The 25,500-nt window shown below is 61.2% G+C and carries 21 protein-coding genes; 16 read left to right on the forward strand and 5 right to left on the reverse strand.

All coding sequences use genetic code 11. The annotated features are described in order from the left end of the window. The 11 genes from D8U82_RS15825 to D8U82_RS15875 all read left to right on the forward strand — a co-directional run bounded on the left by D8U82_RS15825 (position 1) and on the right by D8U82_RS15875 (position 14,335). A complete protein-coding gene (locus tag D8U82_RS15825) occupies positions 1-2,310 on the forward strand; it encodes a GNVR domain-containing protein (protein ID WP_130902502.1) in 2,310 nt (769 codons plus the stop codon). Positions 2,311-2,376: 66 nt separating this feature from the next. After that, positions 2,377-3,768, forward strand: a complete 1,392-nt coding sequence (locus tag D8U82_RS15830; RefSeq protein WP_122704523.1) for an undecaprenyl-phosphate glucose phosphotransferase — start codon at positions 2,377-2,379, stop codon at positions 3,766-3,768. 46 nt (positions 3,769-3,814) lie between these two features. Beyond that, the gene (locus D8U82_RS15835; protein ID WP_130888102.1) at positions 3,815-5,173 is read left to right on the forward strand and encodes a UDP-glucose/GDP-mannose dehydrogenase family protein; all 1,359 of its coding nucleotides are present in this window, start codon (positions 3,815-3,817) and stop codon (positions 5,171-5,173) included. Beyond that, complete coding sequence (locus tag D8U82_RS15840) at positions 5,170-5,877, forward strand: WecB/TagA/CpsF family glycosyltransferase (RefSeq protein ID WP_122746365.1); 708 nt, start codon at positions 5,170-5,172, stop codon at positions 5,875-5,877. The genes D8U82_RS15835 and D8U82_RS15840 overlap by 4 nt, the downstream gene beginning before the upstream one ends. Positions 5,878-5,888: 11 nt before the next feature. Then, positions 5,889-6,968 carry a glycosyltransferase gene (locus D8U82_RS15845; protein ID WP_130888101.1) on the forward strand — a complete coding sequence of 360 codons (1,080 nt, stop codon included), beginning with the start codon at positions 5,889-5,891 and terminating at the stop codon, positions 6,966-6,968. Continuing rightward, the gene (locus D8U82_RS15850) at positions 6,965-8,071 is read left to right on the forward strand and encodes a glycosyltransferase (RefSeq protein WP_130888100.1); all 1,107 of its coding nucleotides are present in this window, start codon (positions 6,965-6,967) and stop codon (positions 8,069-8,071) included. Before D8U82_RS15845 ends, D8U82_RS15850 begins: the two co-directional genes overlap by 4 nt. Position 8,072: 1 nt before the next feature. Then, complete coding sequence (locus D8U82_RS15855; protein WP_130902503.1) at positions 8,073-9,380, forward strand: O-antigen ligase family protein; 1,308 nt, start codon at positions 8,073-8,075, stop codon at positions 9,378-9,380. Continuing rightward, positions 9,374-10,303 carry a glycosyltransferase family 2 protein gene (locus D8U82_RS15860; RefSeq protein WP_130902504.1) on the forward strand — a complete coding sequence of 310 codons (930 nt, stop codon included), beginning with the start codon at positions 9,374-9,376 and terminating at the stop codon, positions 10,301-10,303. Before D8U82_RS15855 ends, D8U82_RS15860 begins: the two co-directional genes overlap by 7 nt. A 17-nt stretch (positions 10,304-10,320) precedes the next feature. Further along, entirely contained in the window at positions 10,321-11,739 is a 1,419-nt protein-coding gene (locus D8U82_RS15865) for an oligosaccharide flippase family protein (protein ID WP_130902505.1), read from the forward strand. Between the two features lie 31 nt (positions 11,740-11,770). Next, positions 11,771-12,826: a UDP-glucose 4-epimerase GalE gene (gene galE / locus D8U82_RS15870; protein WP_130902506.1), complete on the forward strand. Its 1,056-nt coding sequence runs from the start codon at positions 11,771-11,773 to the stop codon at positions 12,824-12,826. A gap of 30 nt (positions 12,827-12,856) precedes the next feature. Continuing rightward, the gene (locus D8U82_RS15875) at positions 12,857-14,335 is read left to right on the forward strand and encodes a family 16 glycosylhydrolase (RefSeq protein ID WP_125926782.1); all 1,479 of its coding nucleotides are present in this window, start codon (positions 12,857-12,859) and stop codon (positions 14,333-14,335) included. A gap of 8 nt (positions 14,336-14,343) precedes the next feature. Here the strand turns inward: D8U82_RS15875 and D8U82_RS15880 are convergent, their stop codons facing one another. The 4 genes from D8U82_RS15880 to D8U82_RS15895 are packed head-to-tail and all read right to left on the reverse strand — an operon-like array spanning position 14,344 to position 19,620. After that, entirely contained in the window at positions 14,344-16,104 is a 1,761-nt protein-coding gene (locus tag D8U82_RS15880) for an ABC transporter ATP-binding protein (RefSeq protein ID WP_130902507.1), read from the reverse strand. Beyond that, on the reverse strand, positions 16,101-17,294 hold the full coding sequence (locus D8U82_RS15885) for a beta-glucosidase (RefSeq protein WP_130902508.1): 1,194 nt from the start codon (positions 17,292-17,294) through the stop codon (positions 16,101-16,103). Before D8U82_RS15885 ends, D8U82_RS15880 begins: the two co-directional genes overlap by 4 nt. Beyond that, positions 17,291-18,463: a UDP-galactopyranose mutase gene (gene glf / locus D8U82_RS15890; RefSeq protein WP_130902509.1), complete on the reverse strand. Its 1,173-nt coding sequence runs from the start codon at positions 18,461-18,463 to the stop codon at positions 17,291-17,293. Before glf ends, D8U82_RS15885 begins: the two co-directional genes overlap by 4 nt. Continuing rightward, on the reverse strand, positions 18,451-19,620 hold the full coding sequence (locus tag D8U82_RS15895) for a glycosyltransferase family 1 protein (protein ID WP_130902510.1): 1,170 nt from the start codon (positions 19,618-19,620) through the stop codon (positions 18,451-18,453). Before D8U82_RS15895 ends, glf begins: the two co-directional genes overlap by 13 nt. Before the next feature lie 331 nt (positions 19,621-19,951). Here D8U82_RS15895 and galE (D8U82_RS15900) point away from each other — a divergent pair, with 331 nt between their 5' ends. After that, complete coding sequence (gene galE, locus D8U82_RS15900) at positions 19,952-20,977, forward strand: UDP-glucose 4-epimerase GalE (RefSeq protein ID WP_130902524.1); 1,026 nt, start codon at positions 19,952-19,954, stop codon at positions 20,975-20,977. Between the two features lie 13 nt (positions 20,978-20,990). On the opposite strand, the gene D8U82_RS15905 is transcribed toward galE (D8U82_RS15900), so the two are convergent. Beyond that, complete coding sequence (locus D8U82_RS15905; RefSeq protein WP_016774554.1) at positions 20,991-21,305, reverse strand: hypothetical protein; 315 nt, start codon at positions 21,303-21,305, stop codon at positions 20,991-20,993. 320 nt (positions 21,306-21,625) lie between these two features. Here D8U82_RS15905 and cyoA point away from each other — a divergent pair, with 320 nt between their 5' ends. The 4 genes from cyoA to cyoD are packed head-to-tail and all read left to right on the forward strand — an operon-like array spanning position 21,626 to position 25,489. Further along, a complete protein-coding gene (gene cyoA / locus D8U82_RS15910; protein ID WP_024012805.1) occupies positions 21,626-22,555 on the forward strand; it encodes a ubiquinol oxidase subunit II in 930 nt (309 codons plus the stop codon). Between the two features lie 3 nt (positions 22,556-22,558). After that, complete coding sequence (gene cyoB, locus D8U82_RS15915) at positions 22,559-24,532, forward strand: cytochrome o ubiquinol oxidase subunit I (RefSeq protein WP_130902511.1); 1,974 nt, start codon at positions 22,559-22,561, stop codon at positions 24,530-24,532. A 2-nt stretch (positions 24,533-24,534) separates the two neighbouring features. Beyond that, a complete protein-coding gene (locus D8U82_RS15920; RefSeq protein WP_110599448.1) occupies positions 24,535-25,149 on the forward strand; it encodes a cytochrome o ubiquinol oxidase subunit III in 615 nt (204 codons plus the stop codon). 1 nt (position 25,150) lies between these two features. Continuing rightward, complete coding sequence (gene cyoD, locus D8U82_RS15925) at positions 25,151-25,489, forward strand: cytochrome o ubiquinol oxidase subunit IV (RefSeq protein ID WP_016774550.1); 339 nt, start codon at positions 25,151-25,153, stop codon at positions 25,487-25,489. The last annotated feature ends 11 nt before the right edge of the window (positions 25,490-25,500 follow it).

Genomic DNA, 25,500 nt, shown 5'->3' on the forward strand with positions numbered 1-25,500 from the left:
ATGGACAACAGCCCAAGCACCTACCTCGAACGTCCGCTCCAGGGCCACTTGCCAACGCAAGCCGCCGATGAGTCGGATACCCTTGATCTGCTGCACCTGTGGCGGGTGATCTGGTCGGCGAAGTGGAACATCGCCTGGCTGGTGCTGCTCAGTTGCGCGCTGGCCGTGGCGGCGCTGTCGTTCATCACGCCGCAGTACGTCGGCAGTGCGACACTGCTGATCAAGGACAAGACGCCGCCGGTCTTGAGTTTTCAGCAAGCGGCCGAATCCGGCGGCGCCACCACCACTGATTACTTGCAGACCCAGCAAGCGCTGCTGCAATCGCGGGAGCTGGCCGAGCGCGCCGTGCGCAAACTCGGCCTCACCACGAATCCGATCACCGATCCACGCCAGCAGGCGCAGAGCTGGTTCACTCCGCGCCAATGGCTGGCGGAGCTCAATCGTGACCAGTGGCTGCCGTGGCTGGACCTGTTGCCGCCGCCGAAGCCGCCAGCGACTGAAGAACAGGTGTTCAACGACGTAACGCAAAATCTGATGCTGCACACCAGCGTCAAATTCGTCGGCAAGAGTCAGTTGCTGGAAATCGAAGTCGAACTGCCCGACCCGGCACTCGCTGCGGCGGTGGCCAACGCCCTCGCCCAGGGTTTTATCGACAGCCAGCAGGACACCAGCCTGAAGTCTTCGCAAAACAACACCAGTTGGATGAACACCCGCCTGGTCGAGTTGCGCGACAACCTGCGCGTCGCCGAAAAGAAGTTGCAGGCCTACCGCGAGGAACAGGGTCTGGTCGATGTCGACGGTGTCGCCACCATCAGTGCCAACGAGCTGCAGATGACCGGCAACCGCATGATCGATGCGCGCCGCGACCGTGCCGAAGCGGAGAGCCAGTTCCGTCAGGCGCAAGCCTTGAGCAACGGCGATATCAGTCGTTTGTCCAGCGTGCCGGCAGTGCTGAGCAATCCGCTGATCCAGCAGTTCCAGGCCGACCTGGCCAAGGCTCAGGCCAAAGTCGAAGAGTTGTCGGGCCGCTACGGGCCGAAGCACCCGGCGCTGATCTCCGCCCGATCCGAACAACGTACGGCGGCCAACAGCCTGCGCCTGCAAGTGCAGCAAGTGGTTGCCGGTATCGAGCGCCAGTATCAACTGGCAGTGGCCAGCGAAGACGCCTTGCGCAAATCCTTTAACAGCAACAAGGCGCAGATTCAGGACATTTCGCGCAAGGAATTCCAGCTGCGCGAATTCCAGCGTGAAGTCGACAGCACCCGGGCGCTGTACGAAACCTTCGTCACCCGCCTCAAGGAAACCGCTGCCACTTCGGACATGGATTCGGCCAAGGCGCGCATCGTCGACCCGGCGATCGCACCGCTGGAAGCGAGCAAACCGCGCAAGAATCTGATTCTCGCGATTGTCGCGCTGGTTGCAGCGATCGTCGGCATCGCCCTAGCCTTCCTCTTCGATACCTTGAGCAACACCTTCAAGACCGACGACACCGTCGAGAGCCTGCTCAATGTGCCGCTGCTCAGCGTCGTGCCGCTGGTGATGAAAAAGAGCCGGCGGCAGTTGGCGCGGCTGTTCGAGGACAACGACCACCCGCGTTTCTGCGAAACCATCCGTAACCTGCGCACTTGGCTGATGCTGCAAAACAACGAACGCCCGGCGCAGGTGGTGCTGGTCACGTCTTCGGTGTCCGGCGAAGGCAAGAGCACCATCGCCAACAATCTCGCTTCGTCGCTGGCGCCGCTGGAACGGGTGCTGCTGATCGATGCCGACATGCGGCAGCCGACGCTGTCGCTGAACTTCGATTTTCCGCCGCAGAGCCCCGGCCTCGCTAACCTCATGGCCGGCAGCGCGCGGCTGGAAGACTGCATCCGCAGCGTCGGCAATCTCGACATGCTCCCGGCCGGCTGCCTGTCGCCATCGGCGCTGGACCCGTTCGAGGCACCGCGTTTGAAAGCCTCGAGCAGTTCGAGCAATGCCGTGGCGCCGGCGCAGGATTTGCTCAGCTCTCCACGCCTCGGCCGGCTGTTGCAGATTCTCAAGTCGCGCTACCGGCACATCATCATCGATTCGCCGCCGGCAGAAATCGTCAGCGACGCACTGTTGCTGGCCCAGCACTCCGACGCAGTGATCTACGTGGTCAAGGCGCAGAGCACGCCGGTCGGCCAGGTGCGCAAGAGCATCGCCGTGTTGCAGCAGAGCCAGGCGCCGGTATTCGGCGTGGTGCTTAATCAGGTCGATCTGCGCAAGGCGCGCAAGTACGGCCATGGCCATTCCCGTTCCTTCTACGACTACGACTTCGCCCCGCGCTGATCCTTCGGGCCGTGCCGCCCGGCAACAGCAAATCCTTCCCTGTTCGACGAATCGGAGATCGCGCCGATGACCTCGCAATATTCCGCGCAAATGGCACACCGTCGCGGCCTCACCTTCTGGGTGCAATGGCTGTGCGCAATGACCCTGGTCAACCTGTTGCTGATCGTGCTGGTGCACTGGCGCATCGGCGAGTTGCCCAGTGAGTACCGCTTGCTGATCATCCTCACCGTGCTTGGCTCAATGCCGGTCTACGGCCTGGTGCAGGTCTACCACAAGCGCCATGGTCTGCTGGTCGGCCTCGGACGTTTGCTCGCCGGCTGGCTGATTCTGCTCGGGCTGCTGATGAGTATCGCCTTCGTCACCCAGACCAGCGCGTTGTTCTCGCGGCAAGTGGTGATTGTCTGGGCCGTGGTCGGTTTTCTCGCCCAGGCGGCGACGTTTCTGCCGCTGCATCTGTTCGTGCGCATGTATACCAAAATGATTTGCAACGAGCGCCGCGCGGTGATCATCGGCACCTGCCCGACCGCCCATGAACTGGCGCGCAAACTGCTCGACCCGGATCGTGCGCTGCTGCTCGGTTTTGTCGCGGCGAAAGCCGACAGCGGCCCGGCGCCGAGCATCCTGCCGCTGCTCGGCGAGGTCGAGGACATTCGCGAAATCATCACGCGGTTGCAGGCGCGGCGCGTCTACATCGTGCTGCCGATGGCCGAGGCAGCGACCATCGAAGCGCTGTACATCAACCTGCTCGACATGAACGTCGACGTGGTGTGGATTCCGGATCTGGGCAGCATGGTCCTGCTCAATCATTCGATCTCCGAGATCGAGCGCATGCCGGCGATCTATCTCAACGAAAGCCTGCTCACCTCGCACCCCGGCAGCCTGTTCTGCAAGGACCTGTTCGAACGCAGCGTTGCTGCGGTGGCGCTGATTCTGCTCAGCCCGCTGCTGCTTGGCGTGGCCATCGCGGTCAAGCTGACCTCGCCGGGGCCGGTGCTGTTCAAGCAGAACCGCCATGGCTGCGACGGCGAAGTGATCCGCGTGTGGAAGTTTCGCTCAATGCGCGTGCACGACGATCAGCAAGTGCGTCAGGCCACCCGCGACGACGACCGCGTCACACCGCTGGGACGCTTTCTGCGACGCAGCTCGATCGATGAGCTGCCGCAGCTATTCAACGTGCTGTTCGGCCACATGGCGCTGGTCGGCCCGCGCCCGCACGCAGTCACTCACAACATCTATTACACCGGCAAGGTGCGCGCCTACATGGCGCGGCATCGGCTCAAGCCTGGCATCACTGGTCTGGCGCAGATCACCGGGCATCGCGGCGAAACCGAGACCGTGGAAAAGATGCAGCGCCGGGTCGCCCAGGACCTCAATTACATCAATCAATGGTCGCTGTGGCTGGACATCAAGATCCTCCTGAAGACGCCCTTCACCCTCTTCTCGAAAAACATCTACTGACAGCGGCCAGCGCTCTGGCCCACCCCGCCACGCATGAGGTTTTCCCATGAATGTGAGTGTATTCGGTATCGGTTATGTCGGACTGGTCCAGGGCGCCGCGCTGGCTGAGGTCGGCCACAACGTGCTGTGTGTGGATGTCGACGCGGCCAAGGTGCAAGCCTTGAATGACGGCAGCCTGCCCATCTACGAGCCGGGTCTGAAAAGCCTGGTGCGGGACAATCATCACAGCGGTCGCCTGCAATTCGGCAGTGATCTGGCCGCTGCGGTAAAACACGGCGACGTGTTGCTGATCGCCGTCGGCACGCCGCCGGACGAGGACGGCTCGGCGGATCTCAAACATGTGCTCAGCGTCGCCCGCACCATCGGCGAGCACTTGCGCGGCGAGCAGATCATCGTCGACAAATCCACGGTGCCGGTGGGCACGGCGGACCGGGTGCGCGAATGCATCAGCGCCATCCTCGGCGAAAGCGGCCGTGGTGCACTGACCTTCGATGTGGTTTCCAACCCGGAATTTCTCAAGGAAGGTTGCGCGGTCGACGACTGCATGCGCCCCGACCGGATCATCATCGGCACCGATAGCCCGCGCGCCGAAGCGCTGATGCGTGAGCTGTACGAACCGTTCAATCGCAACCGCGAAAAAATCATCGTCATGGATGTGCGCAGCGCCGAGCTGACCAAGTACGCGGCCAACTGCATGCTCGCGACCAAGATCAGCTTCATGAACGAAATGGCCGGGCTCGCGGAAAAGCTTGGCGCCGACATCGAAATGGTCCGCCATGGCATCGGCTCGGATCCGCGCATCGGCTACCAGTTCATCTATCCCGGCATCGGTTATGGCGGTTCGTGTTTTCCCAAGGATGTGCGGGCGTTGATCCACGCCGCCCACGGCGTCGACATCGATGCGCGCCTGCTCCGCGCGGTGGAGTCACGCAACAACGAGCAGAAGAGCACGCTCTTTCACAAGATCGCCGAGCACTTCAACGGCGCGCTGGAAGGCAAAACCTTCGCGTTGTGGGGCCTGAGCTTCAAGCCCAACACCGACGACATGCGCGAAGCCCCCAGCCGCGTGTTGATGGAGGCGTTGTGGCGGGCCGGCGCCAGCGTGCAGGCATTCGACCCGAAAGCCATGGAACAAGCCCAGCAGCTTTACGGCCCGCGCGATGACCTGACGCTGGCCGGGACCAAAGAGGCGGCGCTGAAAAATGCCGACGCGCTGGTGATCGTCACCGAGTGGCAAGCGTTTCGCGCACCAGACTTCGAACTGCTCGCCCGCCAGTTGAAAAATCCGCTGATTTTCGACGGGCGCAACCTGTTCGATCCGCAACGCCTCAGCGCACGCGGCTTCACCTACATCAGCGTCGGCCGGCCAACCTGCGCCGCCGAAACACAGGATCTCGCATCATGATCCGCCTGGAATTGCTCGACCGTTATTCGCCGGCCCTGCTGGAATCCAACCGGGCGTTCTCCTTTCTCAACTTCGCCTCGATCGGCAGTTTCATCCGCCAGCCGCCGCCGTCGCTGGCGTATTTCTGCGACGGCATGCTGATGTCCGGGTTCATGTCGCGCATCACCGGGCGCGCGGTGCAGCGGGTCAGTTTCGATTTCACCTCGATTGCCGATCCGGTGTTGCGCGAGTCCGAGCAGCGCGGCAAACGCGTCTACGTGGTCGGTGCGCGGCAGGCCGAGCTTGATCGTTTCGTTGACAAGCTCGGTATGCAGTACCCGCGCCTGCAACTGGTCGGCGCGCACAACGGTTACTTCGACGCCGAACAAGGTGCGGCAATTCAAGCTGACATCCGCCGACAGCGCACCAACCTGCTGCTGGTCGGCCTTGGCGCCGGTCTGCAGGAGCGCTTTATCCTCGAAGCACTGCGCGGTGGTTTCAGCGGCGTGGCGTTCACCTGCGGCGGTTTCATTCGTCAGGAGGCCAATGCCAGCGAGCGTTACTACCCCGACGCTATCAATCGCCTGCACCTGCGCGCCTTTTACCGCATGTACCGCGAGCCGCACACGATCAAGCGTTACCTGCTCGACTACCCGAGCAATGCCCTGCGCCTGACCGAACTGATTCTGCGCCAGCAAGTGGCAATCAATGTCACTGCCCCATGAGGATTGTGCCGATGCATATTCTGTTCACGCTCAAGGATTACCAGACTGGCGGCGGCGTCGAGTGCGTGCAGCAACGCCTCGCCGAGCAGTTTCTGGCGGACGGAAGGCGGGTGAGTTTTTTCGTCATGAACGGCGACTCGCCCAACGTCGACGGCGCGCCGAGCATGGCCGGTGGCGGCAGTGGGCTCGCGGGCTGGCTAAAGTCGATCGTGCTGTTGCGCCGGCTGATTCGCCGCGAAAGCGTGACGCACCTGATTGGCGCCAAGGAGCAGGCCAATCTCTGCACCTGGTTCGCCACCCTGGGCAGTCCCTGCAAAGTCATTTACACCCGCCACGCCGCGCTGGATTGCGCCGAGCAAAACACCGGGCGCGCCAGCCTGCGGCTGTTGTACGCGCTGTACCTGTGCGGCAGCGGCAAGGTGGTCGCGGTGTCCCACGGTCTGCGCCAGTCGCTTGCCGGGTTGATGCCGTGGGGGCGACCGCGTATTCGTTATTGCCCGAACGCAGTGATCAGCGAACAACTGATGCGTGCGGCACAAGCGCCGTTGCCCGGTGGTGTGCCCCATCATTACTGGCTGGGCATCGGCCGATTGGTGCACACCAAAGGCTTCGATTTGCTGCTCGACGCCTACGCGCTGGCGGCGCAACAACGCCCGCTGCCGTATCTGGTGATTGCCGGCGACGGCCCGTTGCGCACAGCGCTTGAAGCGCAGGCACAACGGCTGGGCATCGAACGCCTGGTGCATTTCACCGGGCATCTGCGCAATCCCTATCCGCTGATCCGCCATTCGCAACTGTTGGTGCTCAGCTCTTTGCACGAAGGTTTGCCGACGGTGTTGGTCGAGGCGCTGGCGTTGGGTACGGCGGTGATCTCCACCGATTGCGGCAGCGGGCCGCGCGAGTTGCTCGACGATGGGCGCCTCGGGCGTTTGGTCAAGGTCAATGATGTGCCGGCCCTGACCGAGGCAATGCTCGACAGTCTGGCCAACCGCAAACCGGCAGCTCCAGCCCGACATTCAGTCAGCGAAGCGATCCTGCCCTATACCAGCCAATACGCCGCCCAGGCCTATTACCAGGTGTGGAACCGATGAAAAAGCTGCTGATCATCCTCCAGGACCTCGGCGCCGGTGGCGCGGAGAAAATGATGGTGCGCCTCGCCGGCGCCTTGGTTGAGGCCGGCAATGAAGTCACGCTGCTGATGCTCACCGGCGCCGGCATCAATCAACCGGCGCTCGACCCACGGGTCAGGCAAGTACTGCTCGACAGCCCGCGCAGCGCCGCTGCCGTGCCCGCGCTGATGCGCTTTTTGCGCAGCAATCGCTACGACGCGCAACTGGCGGTGCTCACTCATGTCAACGTCGTGGCGATTGCCGCCGCCGCGCTGTCCGGGACGCTGGCGCGGCTGCATGTCAGCGAGCGCAATGCCTTTTCGCGGGACAAGCATGTCAACCCGGCCCTGTCGGTCAAGCTCGCCTACTGGCTGGCGCCGTGGCTGTACCGGCTGATTCCCAACCCGGTGATCTGCGTGTCGCAAGGCGTCGCCGAAGATCTGGTCGACACCACCATCACCCGTTCGCGCGATGTGACGACCGCTGACAACCCGGTGCTCGACAACGATTTTCGCGACAAGCCTGCCGCCGCGCCGAGCCATCCCTGGTTGAAGGACAAAACCACTCCGGTGATCGTCGCTGTAGGACGCCTGGCGCAACAAAAAGGCTTCGACACCCTGATCGACGCCTTCGCCCGCCTGCCGCAACGCGATGCGCGGCTGATCATCTTCGGCGAAGGCGCCTTGCGCGGCGAACTGCTGGCACAGGCGGCAGCGCTCGGCGTTGCAGAGCGTTGCGATCTGCCGGGGTATGCCAGTGACCCCATCGCCGAAATCGCTCGGGCCGATTGCTTTGTTTTGTCGTCACGTTTCGAAGGCAGCCCCAACGCCCTGGTCGAAGCCCTGTCGACCGGCACGCCGGTGGTAGCGACGCGCTGCCCGTATGGCCCGCAGGAAATTCTCGCCGATGGTGCCGTCGCGCCCTTGGTCGAGGTCGACGACCCCGCCGCCCTCGCCGCCGCGATCAGTGCGCAAATGGCCACGCCGCGAGCCGTGCATCGCCAGCGCCGCATTGATGCTGCCGCGCGTTTTGTCAATGCTCGCGCGGTGCAGACCTACCTCAAGGCGTTACTCGGGAGGCGCTGAGATGAACCGCCTGCAAGTGCGTTACTCGACGCTGGCGGACGCCTTCACCCTGTTCGGTGTGCTGTTTTACACCCAGGTGATCGGCTTCTTTCTGCGCCTGGGCAACGTCAGTACGCTGGGCGATGCCCAGCAGGATCTGGAAGGCAATCTGGCCAATCAGGTCTGCGGCTTGCTGACCTTGCTAGTGCCGCTGTTCTTTTTCATCCGGCACAAGGTCTTCCTCAGTAAAAGCTTCTACCGGCAGAACCTGTTCTTGCTGCTGTTTCTCGGCTGCGTGGCGGCGTCGATCAGTTGGTCGAGCGAGCCGATGCTCAGTTTCAAGCGTTTCGTCGCGCTGCTCAGTGTGGTGTTCTTCGCCGGTTTCATTGCCTGGCGCTACAGCCTGGAACGCATTGCGTTTCTGTTCGGCTGCGTGATCGGTGCGGCGGCGCTGGTCGGCTTGATCTTTGCCGTGATTCGCCCGGACATCGCCTTTATTTCCGGCGGCATCCGTGACGGTGCGTTTCGCGGGGTGTTCGCGGAAAAGAATGCCGGTGCACGCCTGAACGCTATTGCGATCCTGTTGCTGCTGCCGATGATCCGCCAGCGCAACCCAATGGCCATGCTTTACGGACTGTTCGCGCTAATTGCCATTGGCCTGGCGCAGTCGGCCACGGCGATTGCGTTGATCGTCGCCGGCACCGCCAGTTACGCCTACTTCATCACCCTGATCCGCTTGCGCATCAACCGCTCACTGTTGGCGTTCACGGCGGCGACGCTGGTGTTCTTCCTTCTGTGTGGCGTGCTCTACGCCAACTACGCGATGCTGCTGGAACTGGTTGGCCGTGACCCGTCGCTGACCGACCGCACGCTGATCTGGGAACTGTTGCAACCGCTGATAGATGCGCAATTTCTCAAGGGCTACGGTTTCGGCGCGTTCTGGGCCAGTGCCGATGCCGATGCGTTCATCACGCGCTGGGGCTACATCGGCAACGCGCACAGCGGCTACGTCGAAACCCTGCTCAATGGCGGCCTGATCCAGTTGATCGCGCTGCTGCTGATGTTTGCCCAGACCCTGAGCAAGCGCTATCGCGCAATCACGGCGCATCAGTCAGCGCGCTATCAGGCCTGTGCGCTGGTGATCATCGGTCTGTTCGTCGTTACCAATTACGTCGCCTATGTGATTCCCAACTATCGCTCGGGTGAGTTCCTGATCTTCTGCGTGCTCAGCCTGACCTTCCGCCATCACCTCGTCGCCCGTCCGCAGCCGCTGCCAGCGGCGAATGCTCGGCCGATGCGCGGCACTTTCCGGGAGCAACGCCCATGCTGAATGATCCCTCAGCCGTCACCGTGTGCGTGGTGATTCCGCTGTACAACGCCGCCGCCAGCATCCAACGCACACTGGACTCGGTGTGCGCACAGACCCGCCTGCCGGACAAAGTCATTGTCGTCGATGATGGTTCCAGTGATGCCGGTCCAGAGATCGTCAAGCACTACGCCGCGCCCTTCCCCATCGTGCTGTTGCAGCAGCCCAACCAAGGCCCGGCGAGTGCGCGCAATCACGGCGTGTTCAGCGCCGAAGAAACCTTTATCGCCTTCCTCGATGCCGATGACCGCTGGCATCCGGAGAAACTGCAAAAACAACTGGCGCTGCACGCGGAGTTGACCCGACAGGGACGCAAAGTCGGCTTGATCGATTGCTTTCAGATGAGTGAATTCAGTGATGGCAAACGTCAATTGGAAGATCGCTGCAAACACGGCGAGCACTTTGTCGATTTCATGCGCGAGAACATCATCAACGGCACCTCCGGCGTACTCGCCCTGCGCGAGATCATCGTCGCCATTGGTGGCTTCGATCAGAGCCTGCGCTTTGCCGAGGATCGCCTGCTGTGGACGCGCATCGCCGAAATCAGCGAGATCCACAGCGTGCCGCAGATCCTCCACTGGCGCGCCGTCAACGCCGCCAACATCACCGCGCAACCGCACAAGTACTACCCGCACAAGCTGCGCTTCATCCAGCTTTATCTGGCGCGTTACGGCACGCGGCTGAACAAACAGCAACGGATCTATTTCGTCCTCGCCAACCACGCCGAATTTCTCAATGCGTTTTCCCGGCGCGGCGATCATCGCCGGGTCATCGAGGTGTTCCGGCAGATGCTCGGGCATTCGTGGCAGACGCTGTTCTTCTTCCAGGGCAAACCGACCCTGCGCTACCTCTACGCCTGCTTGAAAAGCCTGGGCAACAACCGCTGACTCTCGGGGATCGCGCCATGGCCAACCGTCGCCTGATGACCCTCGTATGGATTTTTACCGAGAAGTTCGGCCTGATTTTCCTGTCGATGATCACCTTTGTGGTCTACGCGCATTTGCTGACGCCGACGGAGCTGGGTATTGGCACACTGATCATCGCCGTGGTCGAAGTGGTCGGCATTCTATTCTCGTCGATGCTGGAAGACCCGCTGGTGCGCCTGCAACGTGTCGAGGACAAACACATCAGCAGCGTGTTCTGGTTTGCCGTGCTGGTCAGTCTGTTGTCGATTGCGTTGATTTCGCTGGCAGTGGTGCTGTATACGCCGTCCACCGCGCTGCGCTGGATGACCGCCGTGGCCTCGGTAAAAATCCTCTTCACCCTGATGGCGCGGGTGTATGTGGCGCAGATGCGCCGCAGCGGCAATTTCAAGTTGCTGGCCTCGCGTACCTTGCTCGGCAAAGTGGCTGGCGGGGTTGGCGGTGTGGCCGTGGCGATGCTGGGTTTCGGCCCGTGGGCGGTGGTTGCCCAGGCGCTGATCATGGACGGCGTTTCCACACTGGTACTGATGCGCAGCGAGCGTCGGCGCATCGCTTTTCTGATTGATCGCCAGGTGCTGGGCGAAGTGCTGCGCGCCGGTCTCCCGGTCTGTGTCAACGTGATGAGTTCGCAAACCCTGCAACGTGGCGTCAACCTGATTCTCGGCCTGGCTGCCGGGGCGCATGCGGTGGGCATGTTCAACCTGGCCATGCGCATCATCGACCTGCCGCGCTCGGCGATCTACAACGGCTTGATGAGTTACGCCTTGCCGGTGTTCGCCCGGCGCAGTGCCGAACCGGCGCGCCTGATCGGCGTGATAGGTGATTCCACGGCGATCAGCGGTTTCGTACTGACACCGCTGTTCTTCGGTATCGCCCTGACTGCCAAAGACATCATCCTGCTGATCTTCGGCGCGAAATGGGCCGATGCGATTCCCTTGTTGCAAGTGCTCGCCTGCACGGCGGCGCTGGGCAATCTGGCCCTGTATGCAACCACTGCGCTGGTGGCGGTCAATCGCACGCACCTGACGCTCAAGGCCGAAGTTGCCACCACCCTGCTCGCGCTGGCGCTGGTGTATCTGCTCGGAGCGACCTACGGCGGCATGGCGGCGGCGCTGGCATTGCTGCTGCGCATGCTGCTGATCACGCCGCTGCAGGTACGCGGCCTGCACGCCGCCATCGGTTATGACTGGCGCTGCTTCTTTCAGTCCAGTTACCGCAGCCTGTTCGCCTCGCTGCTGATGGTCGTCGTGGTGATGTGGGCGTCGCGGCAAACCGGCCTGTCCGGCTACGCGCACCTGACCGGCGATATTGCCATCGGCGCGCTGACGTATGCCTTGGCCTACAGCCTGCTGCACCCGCGCTGGCCGCAAGAATTCAAGTTGGTGTTTACCGCCCGCTGAGCTGCATTTCCTCGCAATGGAGCACGTCGTCATGCGCAAAACCACGTTGATCACGGGCGGTGCCGGCTACATCGGTTCGCACACGGCATTGCAACTGATCGAATCCGGACACTCGGTACTGATCCTCGACAACCTGTGCAACAGCAGCCGCGAAGCAGTCGCACGGCTGGAGCTGTTGAGTCACTCGCACGTCGATTTCATCGAGGGCGATATCCGCGACGCCGCGCTGCTGGACGAGATTTTCAGCACCTACGCGATTGATGCAGTGCTGCATTTCGCCGGCCTCAAAGCCGTTGCGCAGAGCGTGCGCCGGCCGATGGATTACTACGCCAACAATGTGTTCGGCACACTGAACCTGTGTCAGGCGATGGCGCGCGCGCAGGTGTTCAATCTGGTGTTCAGTTCCTCGGCCACTGTCTATGGCGAGCCGACTGTGATGCCGATCGTGGAATCGCATGGCACCGGCAAACCGGCTAACCCGTACGGGCGCTCGAAGCTGATGATCGAAGAACTGCTCAGCGACCTCGCCCTCGCGGATGCGCGCTGGAACATCGCCGTGCTGCGGTACTTCAACCCGATCGGCGCGCACCAAAGTGGATTGATCGGTGAAGCGCCCAATGGTCGACCTAACAACCTGCTGCCGTGCCTGAGCGAAGTTGCCAGCGGCCAGCGCGCGGCGTTGACTGTTTACGGCAACGACTATCCAACCGTCGACGGCACCTGTATTCGCGACTACATCCATGTGCTGGATCTGGCCGAAGGTCATCTCAAGGCCCTACAGGTTTTGCAGGACGATGAGCATGGCCTGCACGTATGGAACCTCGGTACCGGCAGCGGCTATAGCGTGTTGCAGATCATCAGCGCCTTCGAGGACGTCACCGGCCTGCGTATTCCCTACCGCTTCGCCCCGCGCCGCGCCGGTGATGTCGCCGAGTGCCGCGCCGATGCGAGCAAGGCCGGGCGCGAACTGGGCTGGCGCGCGCAACGCGAGCTGACGCAAATGCTCATCGACAGCTGGCGCTGGCAGACTCACAACCCATGGGGCTACCGCCCGCAACCGGCGCCGCTGCTGGCGGTGGGCACTTGAACCGGGGCAAATCCACGTTAGGGAAGACTCATGAACAGATCACGATGGTTGCTGTTGGTTTTGCTAATGCTGAGCGCCGGCGTCAGGGCCAATATTCCCCAACCGGTGGCTGACGGACTGGTGCTGTGGCTGGACGGCAATGATCCGGCCTCGATGACACTGGAGGGGCAAAACCAGGTCGTGCGCTGGCTGGATAAGTCCGGCAAGGGCAATGACGTCGACATCGACAACCGCGCGGCGACGACTTTGCCGACGCGCTTCGACAACGCCCTCAACGGCCACGGCGTGGTGCGCTTCAGCGGCACGGCGGCATTCATGGGCCAGGCGATCCGCACAAGCAAAGGGCCGGTGACGGTGTTCGTTGTCTCGCGGCGCCTGCCCGAGCAAGCCGGCGGCAAGGCCTGGCAGCGCCTGTTCAGCTCGCGGCCGCAACTGGCGGATAACGATAACGTCGCACCGAATTTCGGCATCAGCGTGCAGCAGACCACCGCGTACGAGCCGGCGCTGGCGTTGCTGGAAACCAGTGACGTGCCGATCGGCCCGTTCGCGGTGGCGCGCAACGTGGTTGGCACCTCGGAAATCCTCCGCGGCGACATTGCCGAAGTACTGGTTTATGACCGCCCATTCAGCAGCCAGGAAGAACGCCGCAATGTGTTCGAGTATCTGGCGCAAAAGTGGGCGGTCGCCATTCCGCAACAGGTGGATGCGTGGACTCGCGTCGGTCCGCTAGGCCCGACCCCGACGCACGTTACGCCCGACCTGCCGTTATCGGACCAGGCCAATGCCGGCGGTTGGAAACGCGATACGCGGCTGTCCGACGAATTCAACGGCAGCGCGCTCGATGCCGAACGCTGGCACGTCAACAACGCCACCGGCACCGATTCCCTCGGGCGCAAACCGGCGCTGTTTTTGCCGGAGAACGCCAAGCTCGGCAACGGCAATCTGAACATCACTTTCCGCAAACAGACCCTCCCGGAAAAATACGTAGCTCTGGGCTACAAGGATTACAGCTCGGCGATGGTGCGAACCAACGAACGGGGGATGTACGGCTATTACGAAGCCCGGGCGAAACCGATGAATTCCGCCGGCTCCAGTGCGTTCTGGCTGGCGTGGACCGGGCTGCCGGACAACGCCACGGAAATCGACATCTTCGAAATCGGCGGCAAGACCCGCAACGAAGCCTTTGATCGCCGGTACAACATGAACGCCCATGTCTGGGCCAGACCGCAAAATGATCAACACCTGAGCTCCGGCAGTACCTGGATCGCACCGTGGCGGCTGGCCAATACTTTTCATGTCTACGGCTTTGACTGGCAACCCGAGACTTTGCGCTGGTACGTCGACGGCGTGCTGGTGCGAGAGGCGAAAAACAACTACTGGCATTTCCCCATGCAAATCGTCTTCGACAGTGAAGCGATGTGGGACTGGTTCGGCGTGGTCGACGATGCTGATCTGCCGTCGGTGTTTCGCATCGACTACGTCAGGGTCTGGACGCGCTCAGCGCAATAGCAGCGCGTTCAACGGTTGTGCACCATCGCCTGCATCTGCCACAGCGTGCGGAACCGCCCTTGGCTTTCGCGCAGTTCTTCGGGAGTGCCGTCCTGGACGATCTCGCCGTCCTCCAGCACCAGCACCCGATCGAAGTTGGCGATGGTCGAGAGGCGGTGGGCCACGGCGAGTACCGTGCGGCCGCGCATCAGGTTGCTCAATGCGCGCTGGATGATCGCTTCGGAATCGGAATCAAGTGCCGAGGTCGCCTCGTCGAGAATCAGGATCGGTGCGTCTTTCAAAAACGCCCGCGCCAGCCCCAGGCGCTGGCGTTGCCCGCCGGACAACGTCACTCCCCGTTCACCCACCAGGGTGTGATAACCCTGCGGCAACGCCTGGATGAATTCATCGCAAAACGCCTGGCGCGCCGCATCGATGATCTGCTGCTCGGTAGCGTGCGGTTGGCCGTAGCCGATGTTTTCCAGAATGCTGCGATTGAACAGCGCCGGTTCTTGCGGCACCACAGCGATCTGCCGGCGCAGGCTGTCCTGGCTGACGGAGCGGATGTCGCGGTCGTCGATCAGGATCACCCCGCTGCGCACGTCATCCAGACGTTGCAGCAAACCGAGCAAGGTCGATTTTCCCGAGCCCGAGGTGCCGGCAATGCCGACGCTTTGCCCGGCCGGAATATCGAGAAAGAAATGCTCGAAGACCTTGCGCCCGTCCGGGTAGGCGTAACTGACGTCGAGCATTTTGATGTGCCCGCGCGTCGGCGCCAGTTCCTCCAAGGCGTCGCTGAGCTCGTGGGGCTGGGCGACGATGCCCAGGGTTTCGCTGATGACGCCCATCTGCTGGCTGGTTTCCACCAGGGCCAGCGCCAGTTCGCGCGATCCGTGCAGGATGCGGAAGGTCAACGCGCTGACCATCACCACATCCCCCGCCGTCACCTGTCCCGCTCGCCAGAGCAGAATCGCCCAGCCGAGCATGCCGCCGGCCATAACGGTCAGGCAGATGTCGTGCAGTACCCGGGCTTTTTCCATGTACATCCAGCTGCTGCGGTGCGAATCGGCCTCGATGCCGATCTCGCGCTCCAGGCGCAAGCGCTCGCGTTCCCGCCCGGAAAAAGCCTTGATCGTCCATACGTTGGAAACCAGATCGACAATCTCGCCACCGACCCGCGCCGACTGCGAAGCGAAAGCGATGTGCCGGCTGCGGCCGCGCACGCCGAATATGGTAATCAGCGCGGCGACGACTATCACGCAACCGACCAACGCCAGCGCCATCGCACCGTGCACCGCCAACAGCAAGGCCACGGCGCCGATGAAATCCACGCATGGCGGCACGATACGCCAGGTCAGTCCGCCGTAGACCTTGTCGGCAGCGGCGCCGATCGCCGAGACGCGATTGGCCAGCGAGCCGGAGAAATGCCGCCGGAAATAACGCATCGGGTGGCCGGTCAGATGATGGAACAGGTCGACGCGCAGATCCGCACAACTGCCGACGATGGTGTGGCAACCGACCCAACCGCCGAGGCGCCACAGCAGGTTTTCCATCACGATCAACGCCATGAACAGGCCGAACGCGTGCCAGACCTGTTCCGCCGCCGACCCGGCGGCCATGGCATCGACCAGCAGTTTCATGCCGTATTGAACCACCACCGCACAGCAAGCCGCGCCGATCACCAGTGCGACCATGGCGACGAAGTGCGCCGGGCGAATTCTTATGTAGCGCCATAGAAACGCGGCGGCTGACGCCGGCAACGGTTCATCGCGCCTGCGCTGAAAGTTCATCTCCCCTGCCCCTCAACACGCCGGCCATTGACCCGGCGCAGACTTGCGGCAATCCGCTCGGGCACTTGCGCCAGCTCGACGTGCAGCGGATGAAACGCTGCGCGCTCGCCTTCGCCATCGGGGTAGCCAAACACCCCGGTCGGGCAATAGCGGCCATCATCCCAACCGGGATAATCGAGAAACGGGTACCAGCAAATACCCTGCACCGGCACGCCGCGTTCAAGCGCCAGCAGTGTCTGCTCGACGATGTACGCCAGCCACGGCAGGCGTTCATCATCTTCGGCACCGGTTTCGGCGATCAGCACTGGCCGTTGATAACGCTGGTGCAGTTCCTTGAGCATGCCCGACAACGGCCGGAAGTCGCTCTCGCCGCGAAGGATCCGTCGGCCGTGGAAATACCACTGGTTATGCGCATAGAAATTGGCGCCGACGATATCCAGGTAATGCTCCTGCCCACCCAGACCCGGCCATTCGCGGCCGGTGAGCAGATCCCACGCCTGAAATTGCGACAGCCGATAGGCCTCAGCGGCTTCGATATCGTCGCTGCGCCGAGAGCCGGCGATCACATTGATCAACGGATCGCACTGGACAAACCGCGCATTCGGCGCCTGTTCGCGAATCGCTTCGATCGCAGCAATGCTCGCTCGTACCAGCTGATGCTTGAGTTCCTGCGCGCGTCCGCGTGCGTTCGGGTTGAAGTAAGCGACCTCGCCCCCCGCCCAACTCCAGAATGAAATCTCGTTGATCGGCGAATAGAACGGAACGCTGACGCCCTCGTCGGCCATCAGCTTCGCTGCAGCACCGGCGAAGCGGGCGAAACGCTCGACAAATGCCGGGCGCCAGATATCCAGATCATCCGGGTAGCCGTAATGGCACAGATCCCAGACCACCTGCACTTGCTGCGCTTGTGCCGCTTTGAGCATCGGCAGAAAACTGCTCCAGTCATAGCGTCCGGGGCTGCGCTCGATCAGATGCCAGCGCAAGCCGTCGCGGGCGCAACGAATGTTCAACTCGCTTAGTCGCTGGTAATCCTTGGCGACCCAGCGCGCATGCCCGGTGTCGGCCAGCAGATCCAGGCGCCGACCGTCCTGGCGGCGCTGGCTGGAACATTCGAAACCGGCCATGACGAAGCTGCTGAAGATCGAAGACGCATCCGCGCCGGGCTCGTCGCCTTTCGGCTGCGCGGTCATGAAGCATCGATCTCGGTTGCAGCGGTGGTTTCTGCCTGCGCCGCCTGAATATCCCGATACAGGGCCAGCGCCTGGCCCACCACCTGATCCATGTTGTAGTACTTGTAGGTACCCAGTCGCCCGAGAAACGTCACGTTCGGCGTCTGCTCGGCGAGCGCTCGATAGCGTTTGTACAGCTCGGCATTCTCTGCGCGCGGCACCGGGTAATACGGGTCGCCATCGTCACAGGGAAACTCGTAGGTGATGCTGGTGCACGGGTGCGTTTGCCCGGTCAGGTGTTTGTATTCAGTGATGCGCGTATACGGCACATCCGGGTGCGGATAATTCACCACCGCCACTGGCTGATAGTGTTCCTGCTCGAGGGTCTGGTGTTCGAAGCGCAAGGACCGATACGGCAAACGGCCCAACTGGAAATCGAAGTATTCGTCGATCGGGCCGCAGTAGATCAGATGCGCGTACTGCACCTCGTCGCGCACAGCCTTGAAATCGGTGCCGAGCAGTAGATCGATGTTCGGGTGATCGAGCATGCGTTCGAACATTTGCGTGTAGCCGCCCGAGGGCATGATCTGGAAGGTGTCACCGAAATAGCGGTCGTCTTCGCTGGTCCGCGTCGGAATGCGCGAAGTCACCGATTTATCCAGTGCCGAGGGATCCAGCCCCCACTGCTTGCGCGTGTATCCGCGAAAGAATTTTTCGTAGAGCTCACGGCCGATCTGATTGACCACGACGTCTTCGGACGTGCGAATGGTCGCCACCGGTTCGGCGCGTTCGGCGAGAAACACTTCGGCTTCTTCGGAGGACATTGACAGGCCGTAGAGCGAATTCAGCGTGGTCAGATTGATCGGAATCGGCACCAGCTTGCCGTCGACCTGGGCGAGGACTCGATGCTCGTAAGGTCGCCATTCGGTGAAGCGCGACAGGTAGTCGACAATGCGCTGGGCATTGGTGTGAAAGATGTGCGGACCATAGCGGTGCACCAGTACCCCGGCCTCATCGTAATGGTCGTAGGCATTGCCGGCGATATGCGGGCGCCGGTCAATCAGCAACACCCGGCGGCCCAGTCCTTCGGCCAGACGTTCGGCGATGACACTGCCGGCGAACCCGGCACCAACGATCAGGTAGTCATAGGCGTGGCCGGACTTGGCGCGCTCAAGGCTTATCGTAGGCATTCGATCTGCTCCTGCATGAAGCGGCTGGTGTTGTCCCACGACATGCCGGCGATCGCGGCATCGGCGCGCTGCAGAAATTCGATGGTGCCTTTGAGTGGCAAAGCTTTTTCGATCGCCTCGACGAAGGCCTCGGCAGTGTCGGCGATGAACACCGCGCCGCTCTCGCCGTAGCCGCTGATCACATCGTGAATCGGCGTCGACACCACCGGGCATCCGCCCGCCAGATATTCCGGAGTCTTGGTCGGGCTGATGTATCGCGTGGAGGCGTTGAGTGCAAACGGCATCAGTGCCACGTCCCAGCCAGCGAGGTAGTCCGGCAGCTCGGCATATTGCTTGCCGCCCAGATAATGAAGGTTCGGCCGTTGCGGCAGCGTCTGCGGATCGATCTTCACCACCGGCCCGATCAGCACGATTTGCCAGTCGCGACGCATTGCCGCCACGCGGTCAATCAATTCGATATCGAAGCGTTCATCGATCACGCCGAAAAAGCCCAGGCGTGGCCGCGCTATGGATGCTTGATCGGGCGGTTCCGGCAGTGCCTGCCGCGCCGCCGCGAAATGCGCGATGTCGACGCTGCTCGGTACCGGATAGGCATTACCGTGCTGGCGCTGCTTGACCTCCCACAGACTGAAGCCGCCGGTAAACACCACATCAGCTCGGGCGAGCAGTTGCTGTTCCATGTCGATCAAGCGCGCCGGTGCGCCCATGAACGCCGACAGTTCATCCATGCAGTCATAGACGGTAACCCGAGCGTCGAGGTGCTCGGTAAACAGCAGGCTCATCGGCGTGAAATACCACAGCAAAAGATCGCCCTGAACGCGTCCGGCGAGGTGCTCATCGAGCAATTGCCTCTGCGCCTGCTCGATCGCCTCGCCACTCATGCCGATCGGCAATTGCGGCACCGCCACTTCTATTCCCGCCGCCGGATTCGAAAGCTCGAGTCTGGGCGTGGCGTCTTCGACAAATACCGGCTCTTCGAAAAACACCACGTCGTAGTGTTTGGCCAATCGCGACATGACGTGCTGCGGTCGTTGATAGACAAATCCCCAGCGCAGATGCGACAGGCACACCAACGTGGGTCGCACCTGAAGGGATGCTTCGACAGCATTTTGCGCGCTCGCCAATGCAAGCGCCTCGGGTTGTTCTGCCAGGTTCATAGCCAGATCCTCATCAAAAAAAACAAGACGACTCAGTGCCGAGCCACCGGGCCGTCACACTTGTCGACACTGCAAGTGCAGGGCATTTCTCGATGAGGCCGTAAGGCTCTTGAAGGTTGGAATCACGGCGTTCACACGACGTTCAGCCCAACCTTGAACACAGCCGATGAACTGCACATACCGGCTGGCAAACAAGGTTGAACTTGCCGATCAATCCAGCCCCTACCGTCCAGAACAACCATGGTTTTCGCCGCCGCACAGGCGCATCGAAACCATCTACGAAGCCATCTACGAAGCCATCGCCGATGGCGTCACTTGTGAGGGCGGGCGCATGATCTTGATTACGGGTGGTGCGGGATACATTGGTGCGCATGTCGCACTGCAATGGCTGGGCAACGGCGAGGATGTGGTGATCCTCGATAATTTGTGCAACAGCCAGCGCGCGGCAATCGAGCGCATCAGTACGCTGGCCGGAAAACGACCGGAGTTCATTCAGGGTGATGTGCGCAATCGACGACTGCTCGACAATCTTCTGCACGATTACCCGATCGATGCCGTGGTGCATTGCGCCGGGTTGAAAGCGGTCGGAGAAAGCGTGCGTGAACCTCTGCGCTATTTCGACACCAATGTCGGCGGCAGCCTGACGCTGTGCCAAGCCATGGCCCAGGCCGGAGTTTTCCATCTGGTGTTCAGTTCATCGGCCACTGTTTATGGCGACTGCGCCACCCTGCCAATTAACGAAAACTGCGCCACTGGCCAGCCGACCAATCCTTACGGCATGTCGAAACTGATGTCGGAAAACATCATGAAGAGTGTCGCCAGTTCCGACCCGCGCTGGTCGATCGGCCTGCTGCGCTATTTCAATCCGATTGGTGCGCACCCTTCCGGCCTGCTCGGCGAGGCACCCACCAGCACGCCCAACAACCTGCTGCCCTATCTGCTGGAAGTTGCCAGTGGCCAGCGCGCGCAGCTGTCAGTGTTCGGCAACGATTACCCGACCCCGGACGGCACCGGCATTCGCGATTATCTGCACGTCGTCGACCTTGCACTCGGGCACGTCTGCGCGCTCGACGCCTTGCGCGATCGCCATGGTGTGAGCATCTGGAACCTCGGTACCGGGCGCGGCTATTCGGTGCTGGAGGTAGTCAGCGCCTTCGAGCAAGTGACCGGTATCAAGATCCCTTTGCGGATTGAAGCAAGGCGCCCCGGCGACATCGCGCGATGCTGGGCGGACCCGCAAAAAGCCCTCGAAGAACTGGGCTGGCAGGCGAGCCGCTCACTGCACAGCATGCTCGCCGATGCCTGGCGCTGGCAGTGCAATCAACTCGGCCAGGTTGACGTTCGCCAGGCCAATTGAAAGCTGCGCACGGTCACTCATTCTCGTGGCCGTGCGCATCGGCACAGGACAATCGTCCGGACTCGCCGCCGGCAATTCGTTCTGCCTGATCGATGCCACGTTTGAGCGCGTCCTCGACTTCCCATTCCACGCCGGGCAATTTCCTGATGCGTTCGTAAGCGCATTCGCCGGTCGCGGTGTAAACGCTGATGAACATTTCGACGTCGCCATCATCGGCTTCCCGTGCCCGTACCTCGATATGACAGCCGTTTTCAACCTCTTCGGTATGGCACTTTTCCGCCTTTTCCGTCGCCTTCCATTTGTTGTAGGTTTCGCCGCGTTTGAACATGTCGTACTCCTGAACTCAACTCGCTCACGTCAAAGATCTTTCCTTTGGCGGAATAATTCCACGGATTGCCAAGAGGCATTTTCAGCATAGCGCGTTGATTCGCGCCCGCCGTTTCGCTAGTTCAACCGTTCGTCAGCTTGCGTAACATTCTGTAAAACCAACGTCGCAATGCTCATTCAAAAAGTTCGTGGCCCAGGCGAGCTCAAGTACAACTCGTTATTCAGCCCAGCGTGATTAGCCGGTACAGAAACAGGGTTTTCTGTCCATGGCCAACTGTTGCCCGAAGAAAACAAGGATCGATATAAAGAACAGGAGCATGTATGAAGCGAACAATCAGCTATTGCCTGGTCTATCTCGCTACCAGCGTTCTGCTCGCCGGTTGCAACCTGGTGGTGTTCAACCCCAAGGGCGATGTTGCCCGAGATGAACGCGACCTGATCATTCTCGCCACGGGCCTGATGCTGTTGGTGGTGATCCCGGTCATCGTCATGACCTTCCTGTTCGCCTATCGCTACCGCGCGACCAACAAGAAGGCCCGTTATTCGCCGCGTTGGGCCAGTTCGCACAAGATCGAAGCGGTGGTCTGGGGCGTGCCGTTCCTGATTATTTGCGTACTCGGCTGGGTGACCTGGGAAACCACCCACGCACTCGATCCCTATCGCCCGCTGGACTCCGACGTGCCGCACCTGAATGTGCAAGTGGTGGCAACGGACTGGAAATGGCTGTTCATTTACCCCGATCTGGGTATCGCTTCGGTCAATGAACTGGCGATACCGGTGAATACGCCGGTAAGTTTTACCGTCACTTCCGACGCGGCCATGACTTCATTCTTTATTCCGGCACTGGGCGGGCAGATATATGCCATGGCTGGCATGCAGACCAAGTTGCATTTGATCGCCAATGAAATCGGCCAGTATCGCGGAATTGCTGCGAACTATAACGGCCACGGTTTTTCCGACATGCACTTCAGCACCCTGGCACTCAGCGGCGCGGATTACGAAGCGTGGGTCAACAAAGTCAAAGCAGCGCCCGGGCAACTTGATCAAGCCAGTTATGCCGAGTTGGCCAAGCCTTCAGTGGCGCACAGGATCACTTATTACTCGGCTGTGCAGGAGCGACTGTTTCTCGACATCGTCGACAAGTACGAAGGAATGAACAAAGCACCGCGCAAGAAGGAAACCCAGGTGCAAAGCAACAGCGACGATGTGCGCGTCAATCAACAACCGAGTCTGCTGGCCGAGGAGCGTTAAATCATGTTCGGGAAACTTTCATGGGACGCGGTTCCATTGCACGAGCCGATTGTCATGTACACCCTGGCTATCGTCGGCCTGATGGGCTTTGCCCTGGTCGGCACCGTGACCTGGAAACGCAAGTGGGGTTACCTCTGGCGCGAGTGGTTCACTTCGGTCGACCACAAGAAAATCGGCTGCATGTACATCATCGTCGCGCTGGTCATGCTGCTGCGTGGTTTCTCCGACGCGATCATGATGCGTACCCAGCAGGCCATGGCTTCGAGCGGCGGCCCGGGTTATCTGCCGCCGGAACACTACGACCAGATCTTCACTGCCCACGGCGTGATCATGATTTTCTTCATGGCGATGCCGTTCGTGGTCGGCCTGATGAACATCGTCGTGCCACTGCAGATCGGCGCCCGCGACGTCGCCTACCCGTTCCTCAACGCGCTGAGTTTCTGGCTGTTCGTGGTTGGCGCGGCACTGGTGAATATTTCCCTGGGCGTTGGTGAGTTTGCCCGCACCGGCTGGGTCGCCTACCCGCCCCTGTCCGAGCTCGGCTACAGCCCCGGGGTCGGGGTGGATTACTACATCTGGTCATTACAGATATCCGGCATAGGGACGCTGTTAACCGGGGTTAACTTCTTCGTGACCATTCTCAAGATGCGCACCGAAGGCATGACCCTGTTCAAGATGCCGGTGTTCACCTGGAACGCACTGTGCACCTCGATCCTGATTCTCGCTGCGTTCCCGATCCTTACCGCCACCCTGTTGATGCTGACCCTCGATCGTTATCTGGGCATGCACTTCTTCACCAACGAGGCCGGCGGCAACCCGATGATGTACGTCAACCTCATCTGGGCGTGGGGCCATCCGGAGGTGTACATCCTGATCCTGCCGGCGTTCGGGATCTTCTCGGAGATCGCCGCGACCTTCAGCAGCAAGCGCCTGTTCGGCTATGTCTCGCTGGTGTGGGCGACGATTGCGATCACGATTCTGTCGTTCATCGTCTGGCTGCACCACTTCTTCACCATGGGCGCGGGGGCCAACGTCAACGCGTTTTTCGGCATCATGACGATGATCATTGCAGTGCCGACCGGGGTGAAAATCTTCACCTGGCTGTTCACCATGTATCGCGGCCGCGTGCGCTTCGAAACGCCGATGCTGTGGACGCTGGGCTTTATCGTCACGTTCAGTATCGGCGGCATGACCGGCGTGCTGCTGGCGGTGCCCGGGGCCGACTTCCTGCTGCACAACAGCCTGTTTCTGATCGCGCACTTCCATAACGTGATCATCGGTGGCGCGGTGTTCGGCTACATGGCCGGGCTGACTTACTGGTTCCCCAAGGCGTTCGGTTTCCGCCTCAACGACCGCCTCGGGCGCATTGCGTTCTGGTGCTGGCTGGTCGGTTTCTACTTCGCGTTCATGCCATCCTACGTGCTCGGTTTCATGGGCATGACCCGACGACTGAACCATTTCGACAACCCGGCCTGGCAACCGTGGTTGCTGCTGGAACTGCTTGGCGTCGGCATCATTCTTTGTGGCGTGTCCGCGCAGGCGTTGCAGCTCTACGTGAGCATTCGCAACCGCGCGAAACTGCGCGACCTCACCGGCGACCCGTGGGACGGTCGCACGCTGGAATGGGCCACGGCCTCGCCGCCGCCGTTCTACAACTTCGCCGAGCAACCGAAAGTCAACGATCTCGACGCCTATTGGGGCATGAAGGAGCGCGGCGTCAGCACCCTCAGTCACACCGACTACCGCGCCATCCATATGCCGCGCAACACCTCCGCCGGCCTGGTGATCAGTGTCTTCGCGCTGATCTGCAGCTTCGCCCTGGTGTGGCATATCTGGTGGCTGGCGATCTTCGGCCTGGTCGCTTCGGTGGTGGCAATGGTCGTGCGCAGCTATGACGAAGACATCGACTATTTCGTCCCGGCGCAGGAAGTGGCGCGGATTGAAAAAGCGCGTCTCAAAGACTTGGCGGAGGCTTGAACATGTCCAATATCGTTCTGGATAAAGACATCGCGCACAGCCATGAACATGGCCATGAAGACGCGGGCTCGATGCGCATTTTCGGTTTCTGGATCTACCTGATGACCGACTGCATCCTGTTTGCGACGCTGTTCGCAGGCTATGCCGTACTGCGTGACAGCGTGGCTGGCGGGCCCTCGACCGTCGACATTTTCGAATTGCCCTATGTCCTTGCCGAAACCGCGTTGCTGCTGCTCAGCAGCATCACATACGGCTACGCGATGCTGGCGATGAACCGCAATGACAAAGCCCATGTGCTGCGCTGGCTTGGCGTCACCTTCGTGCTGGGTTGCGGTTTCATCGCCATGGAAATCAACGAATTCCATCATCTGATCGCAGAAGGCTACGGGCCGGATCGCAGCGGATTCCTGACCGCGTTCTTCACCCTCGTCGGCACCCACGGCGCGCACGTGCTCAGTGGTCTGGTGTGGATGGCGGTGTTGATGCTGCAAGTTAGCAGCCGGGGCCTGACCAACACCAATACGACACGCTTGAGTTGCCTGAGTCTGTTCTGGCACTTCCTCGATGTGGTGTGGATCTGCGTATTTACCGTGGTTTATCTGCTGGGGGTGGTGTGACATGTATAACCAGAGTCCGATTCATAGCAGTGCCGGCACCAGCCATGGCACTAGTCGTTCATACATGGTCGGTTTCATTATTTCAGTGATTCTGACCGTCATTCCCTTTGGCCTGGTCATGTACCCGACGTTGCCACGCAGCGTCACCGCTTGGGTGGTGGTTGCACTTGGCGTGGTGCAGGTCTTCGCCCACCTCAAATATTTCCTGCATCTGGACACCGCCAAGGAGCAGCGCTGGAACCTCAGAGCGCTGATCTTCTCGGTGGTGATCATTCTTCTGCTGGTTGGGCTTTCGCTATGGATCATGGACAGCATTCACCACAACATGCTGGCGCACTGAAGCAATGGCGG

The sequence above is a fragment of the Pseudomonas sp. Sample_23 genome (genome assembly GCF_004307595.1).
Taxonomy (GTDB): Bacteria; Pseudomonadota; Gammaproteobacteria; order Pseudomonadales; family Pseudomonadaceae; genus Aquipseudomonas; species Aquipseudomonas atacamensis.

Bases quoted from the DNA above. Each gene is read 5' to 3' on its own strand.
- D8U82_RS15825 (WP_130902502.1), top strand. From the start codon at position 1: ATGGACAACAGCCCAAGCACCTACCTCGAACGTCCGCTCCAGGGCCAC.
- D8U82_RS15830 (WP_122704523.1), top strand. From the start codon at position 2,377: ATGACCTCGCAATATTCCGCGCAAATGGCACACCGTCGCGGCCTCACC.
- D8U82_RS15835 (WP_130888102.1), top strand. From the start codon at position 3,815: ATGAATGTGAGTGTATTCGGTATCGGTTATGTCGGACTGGTCCAGGGC.
- D8U82_RS15840 (WP_122746365.1), top strand. From the start codon at position 5,170: ATGATCCGCCTGGAATTGCTCGACCGTTATTCGCCGGCCCTGCTGGAA.
- D8U82_RS15845 (WP_130888101.1), top strand. From the start codon at position 5,889: ATGCATATTCTGTTCACGCTCAAGGATTACCAGACTGGCGGCGGCGTC.
- D8U82_RS15850 (WP_130888100.1), top strand. From the start codon at position 6,965: ATGAAAAAGCTGCTGATCATCCTCCAGGACCTCGGCGCCGGTGGCGCG.
- D8U82_RS15855 (WP_130902503.1), top strand. From the start codon at position 8,073: ATGAACCGCCTGCAAGTGCGTTACTCGACGCTGGCGGACGCCTTCACC.
- D8U82_RS15860 (WP_130902504.1), top strand. From the start codon at position 9,374: ATGCTGAATGATCCCTCAGCCGTCACCGTGTGCGTGGTGATTCCGCTG.
- D8U82_RS15865 (WP_130902505.1), top strand. From the start codon at position 10,321: ATGGCCAACCGTCGCCTGATGACCCTCGTATGGATTTTTACCGAGAAG.
- galE (WP_130902506.1), top strand. From the start codon at position 11,771: ATGCGCAAAACCACGTTGATCACGGGCGGTGCCGGCTACATCGGTTCG.
- D8U82_RS15875 (WP_125926782.1), top strand. From the start codon at position 12,857: ATGAACAGATCACGATGGTTGCTGTTGGTTTTGCTAATGCTGAGCGCC.
- D8U82_RS15880 (WP_130902507.1), bottom strand. From the start codon at position 16,104: ATGAACTTTCAGCGCAGGCGCGATGAACCGTTGCCGGCGTCAGCCGCC.
- D8U82_RS15885 (WP_130902508.1), bottom strand. From the start codon at position 17,294: ATGACCGCGCAGCCGAAAGGCGACGAGCCCGGCGCGGATGCGTCTTCG.
- glf (WP_130902509.1), bottom strand. From the start codon at position 18,463: ATGCCTACGATAAGCCTTGAGCGCGCCAAGTCCGGCCACGCCTATGAC.
- D8U82_RS15895 (WP_130902510.1), bottom strand. From the start codon at position 19,620: ATGAACCTGGCAGAACAACCCGAGGCGCTTGCATTGGCGAGCGCGCAA.
- galE (WP_130902524.1), top strand. From the start codon at position 19,952: ATGATCTTGATTACGGGTGGTGCGGGATACATTGGTGCGCATGTCGCA.
- D8U82_RS15905 (WP_016774554.1), bottom strand. From the start codon at position 21,305: ATGTTCAAACGCGGCGAAACCTACAACAAATGGAAGGCGACGGAAAAG.
- cyoA (WP_024012805.1), top strand. From the start codon at position 21,626: ATGAAGCGAACAATCAGCTATTGCCTGGTCTATCTCGCTACCAGCGTT.
- cyoB (WP_130902511.1), top strand. From the start codon at position 22,559: ATGTTCGGGAAACTTTCATGGGACGCGGTTCCATTGCACGAGCCGATT.
- D8U82_RS15920 (WP_110599448.1), top strand. From the start codon at position 24,535: ATGTCCAATATCGTTCTGGATAAAGACATCGCGCACAGCCATGAACAT.
- cyoD (WP_016774550.1), top strand. From the start codon at position 25,151: ATGTATAACCAGAGTCCGATTCATAGCAGTGCCGGCACCAGCCATGGC.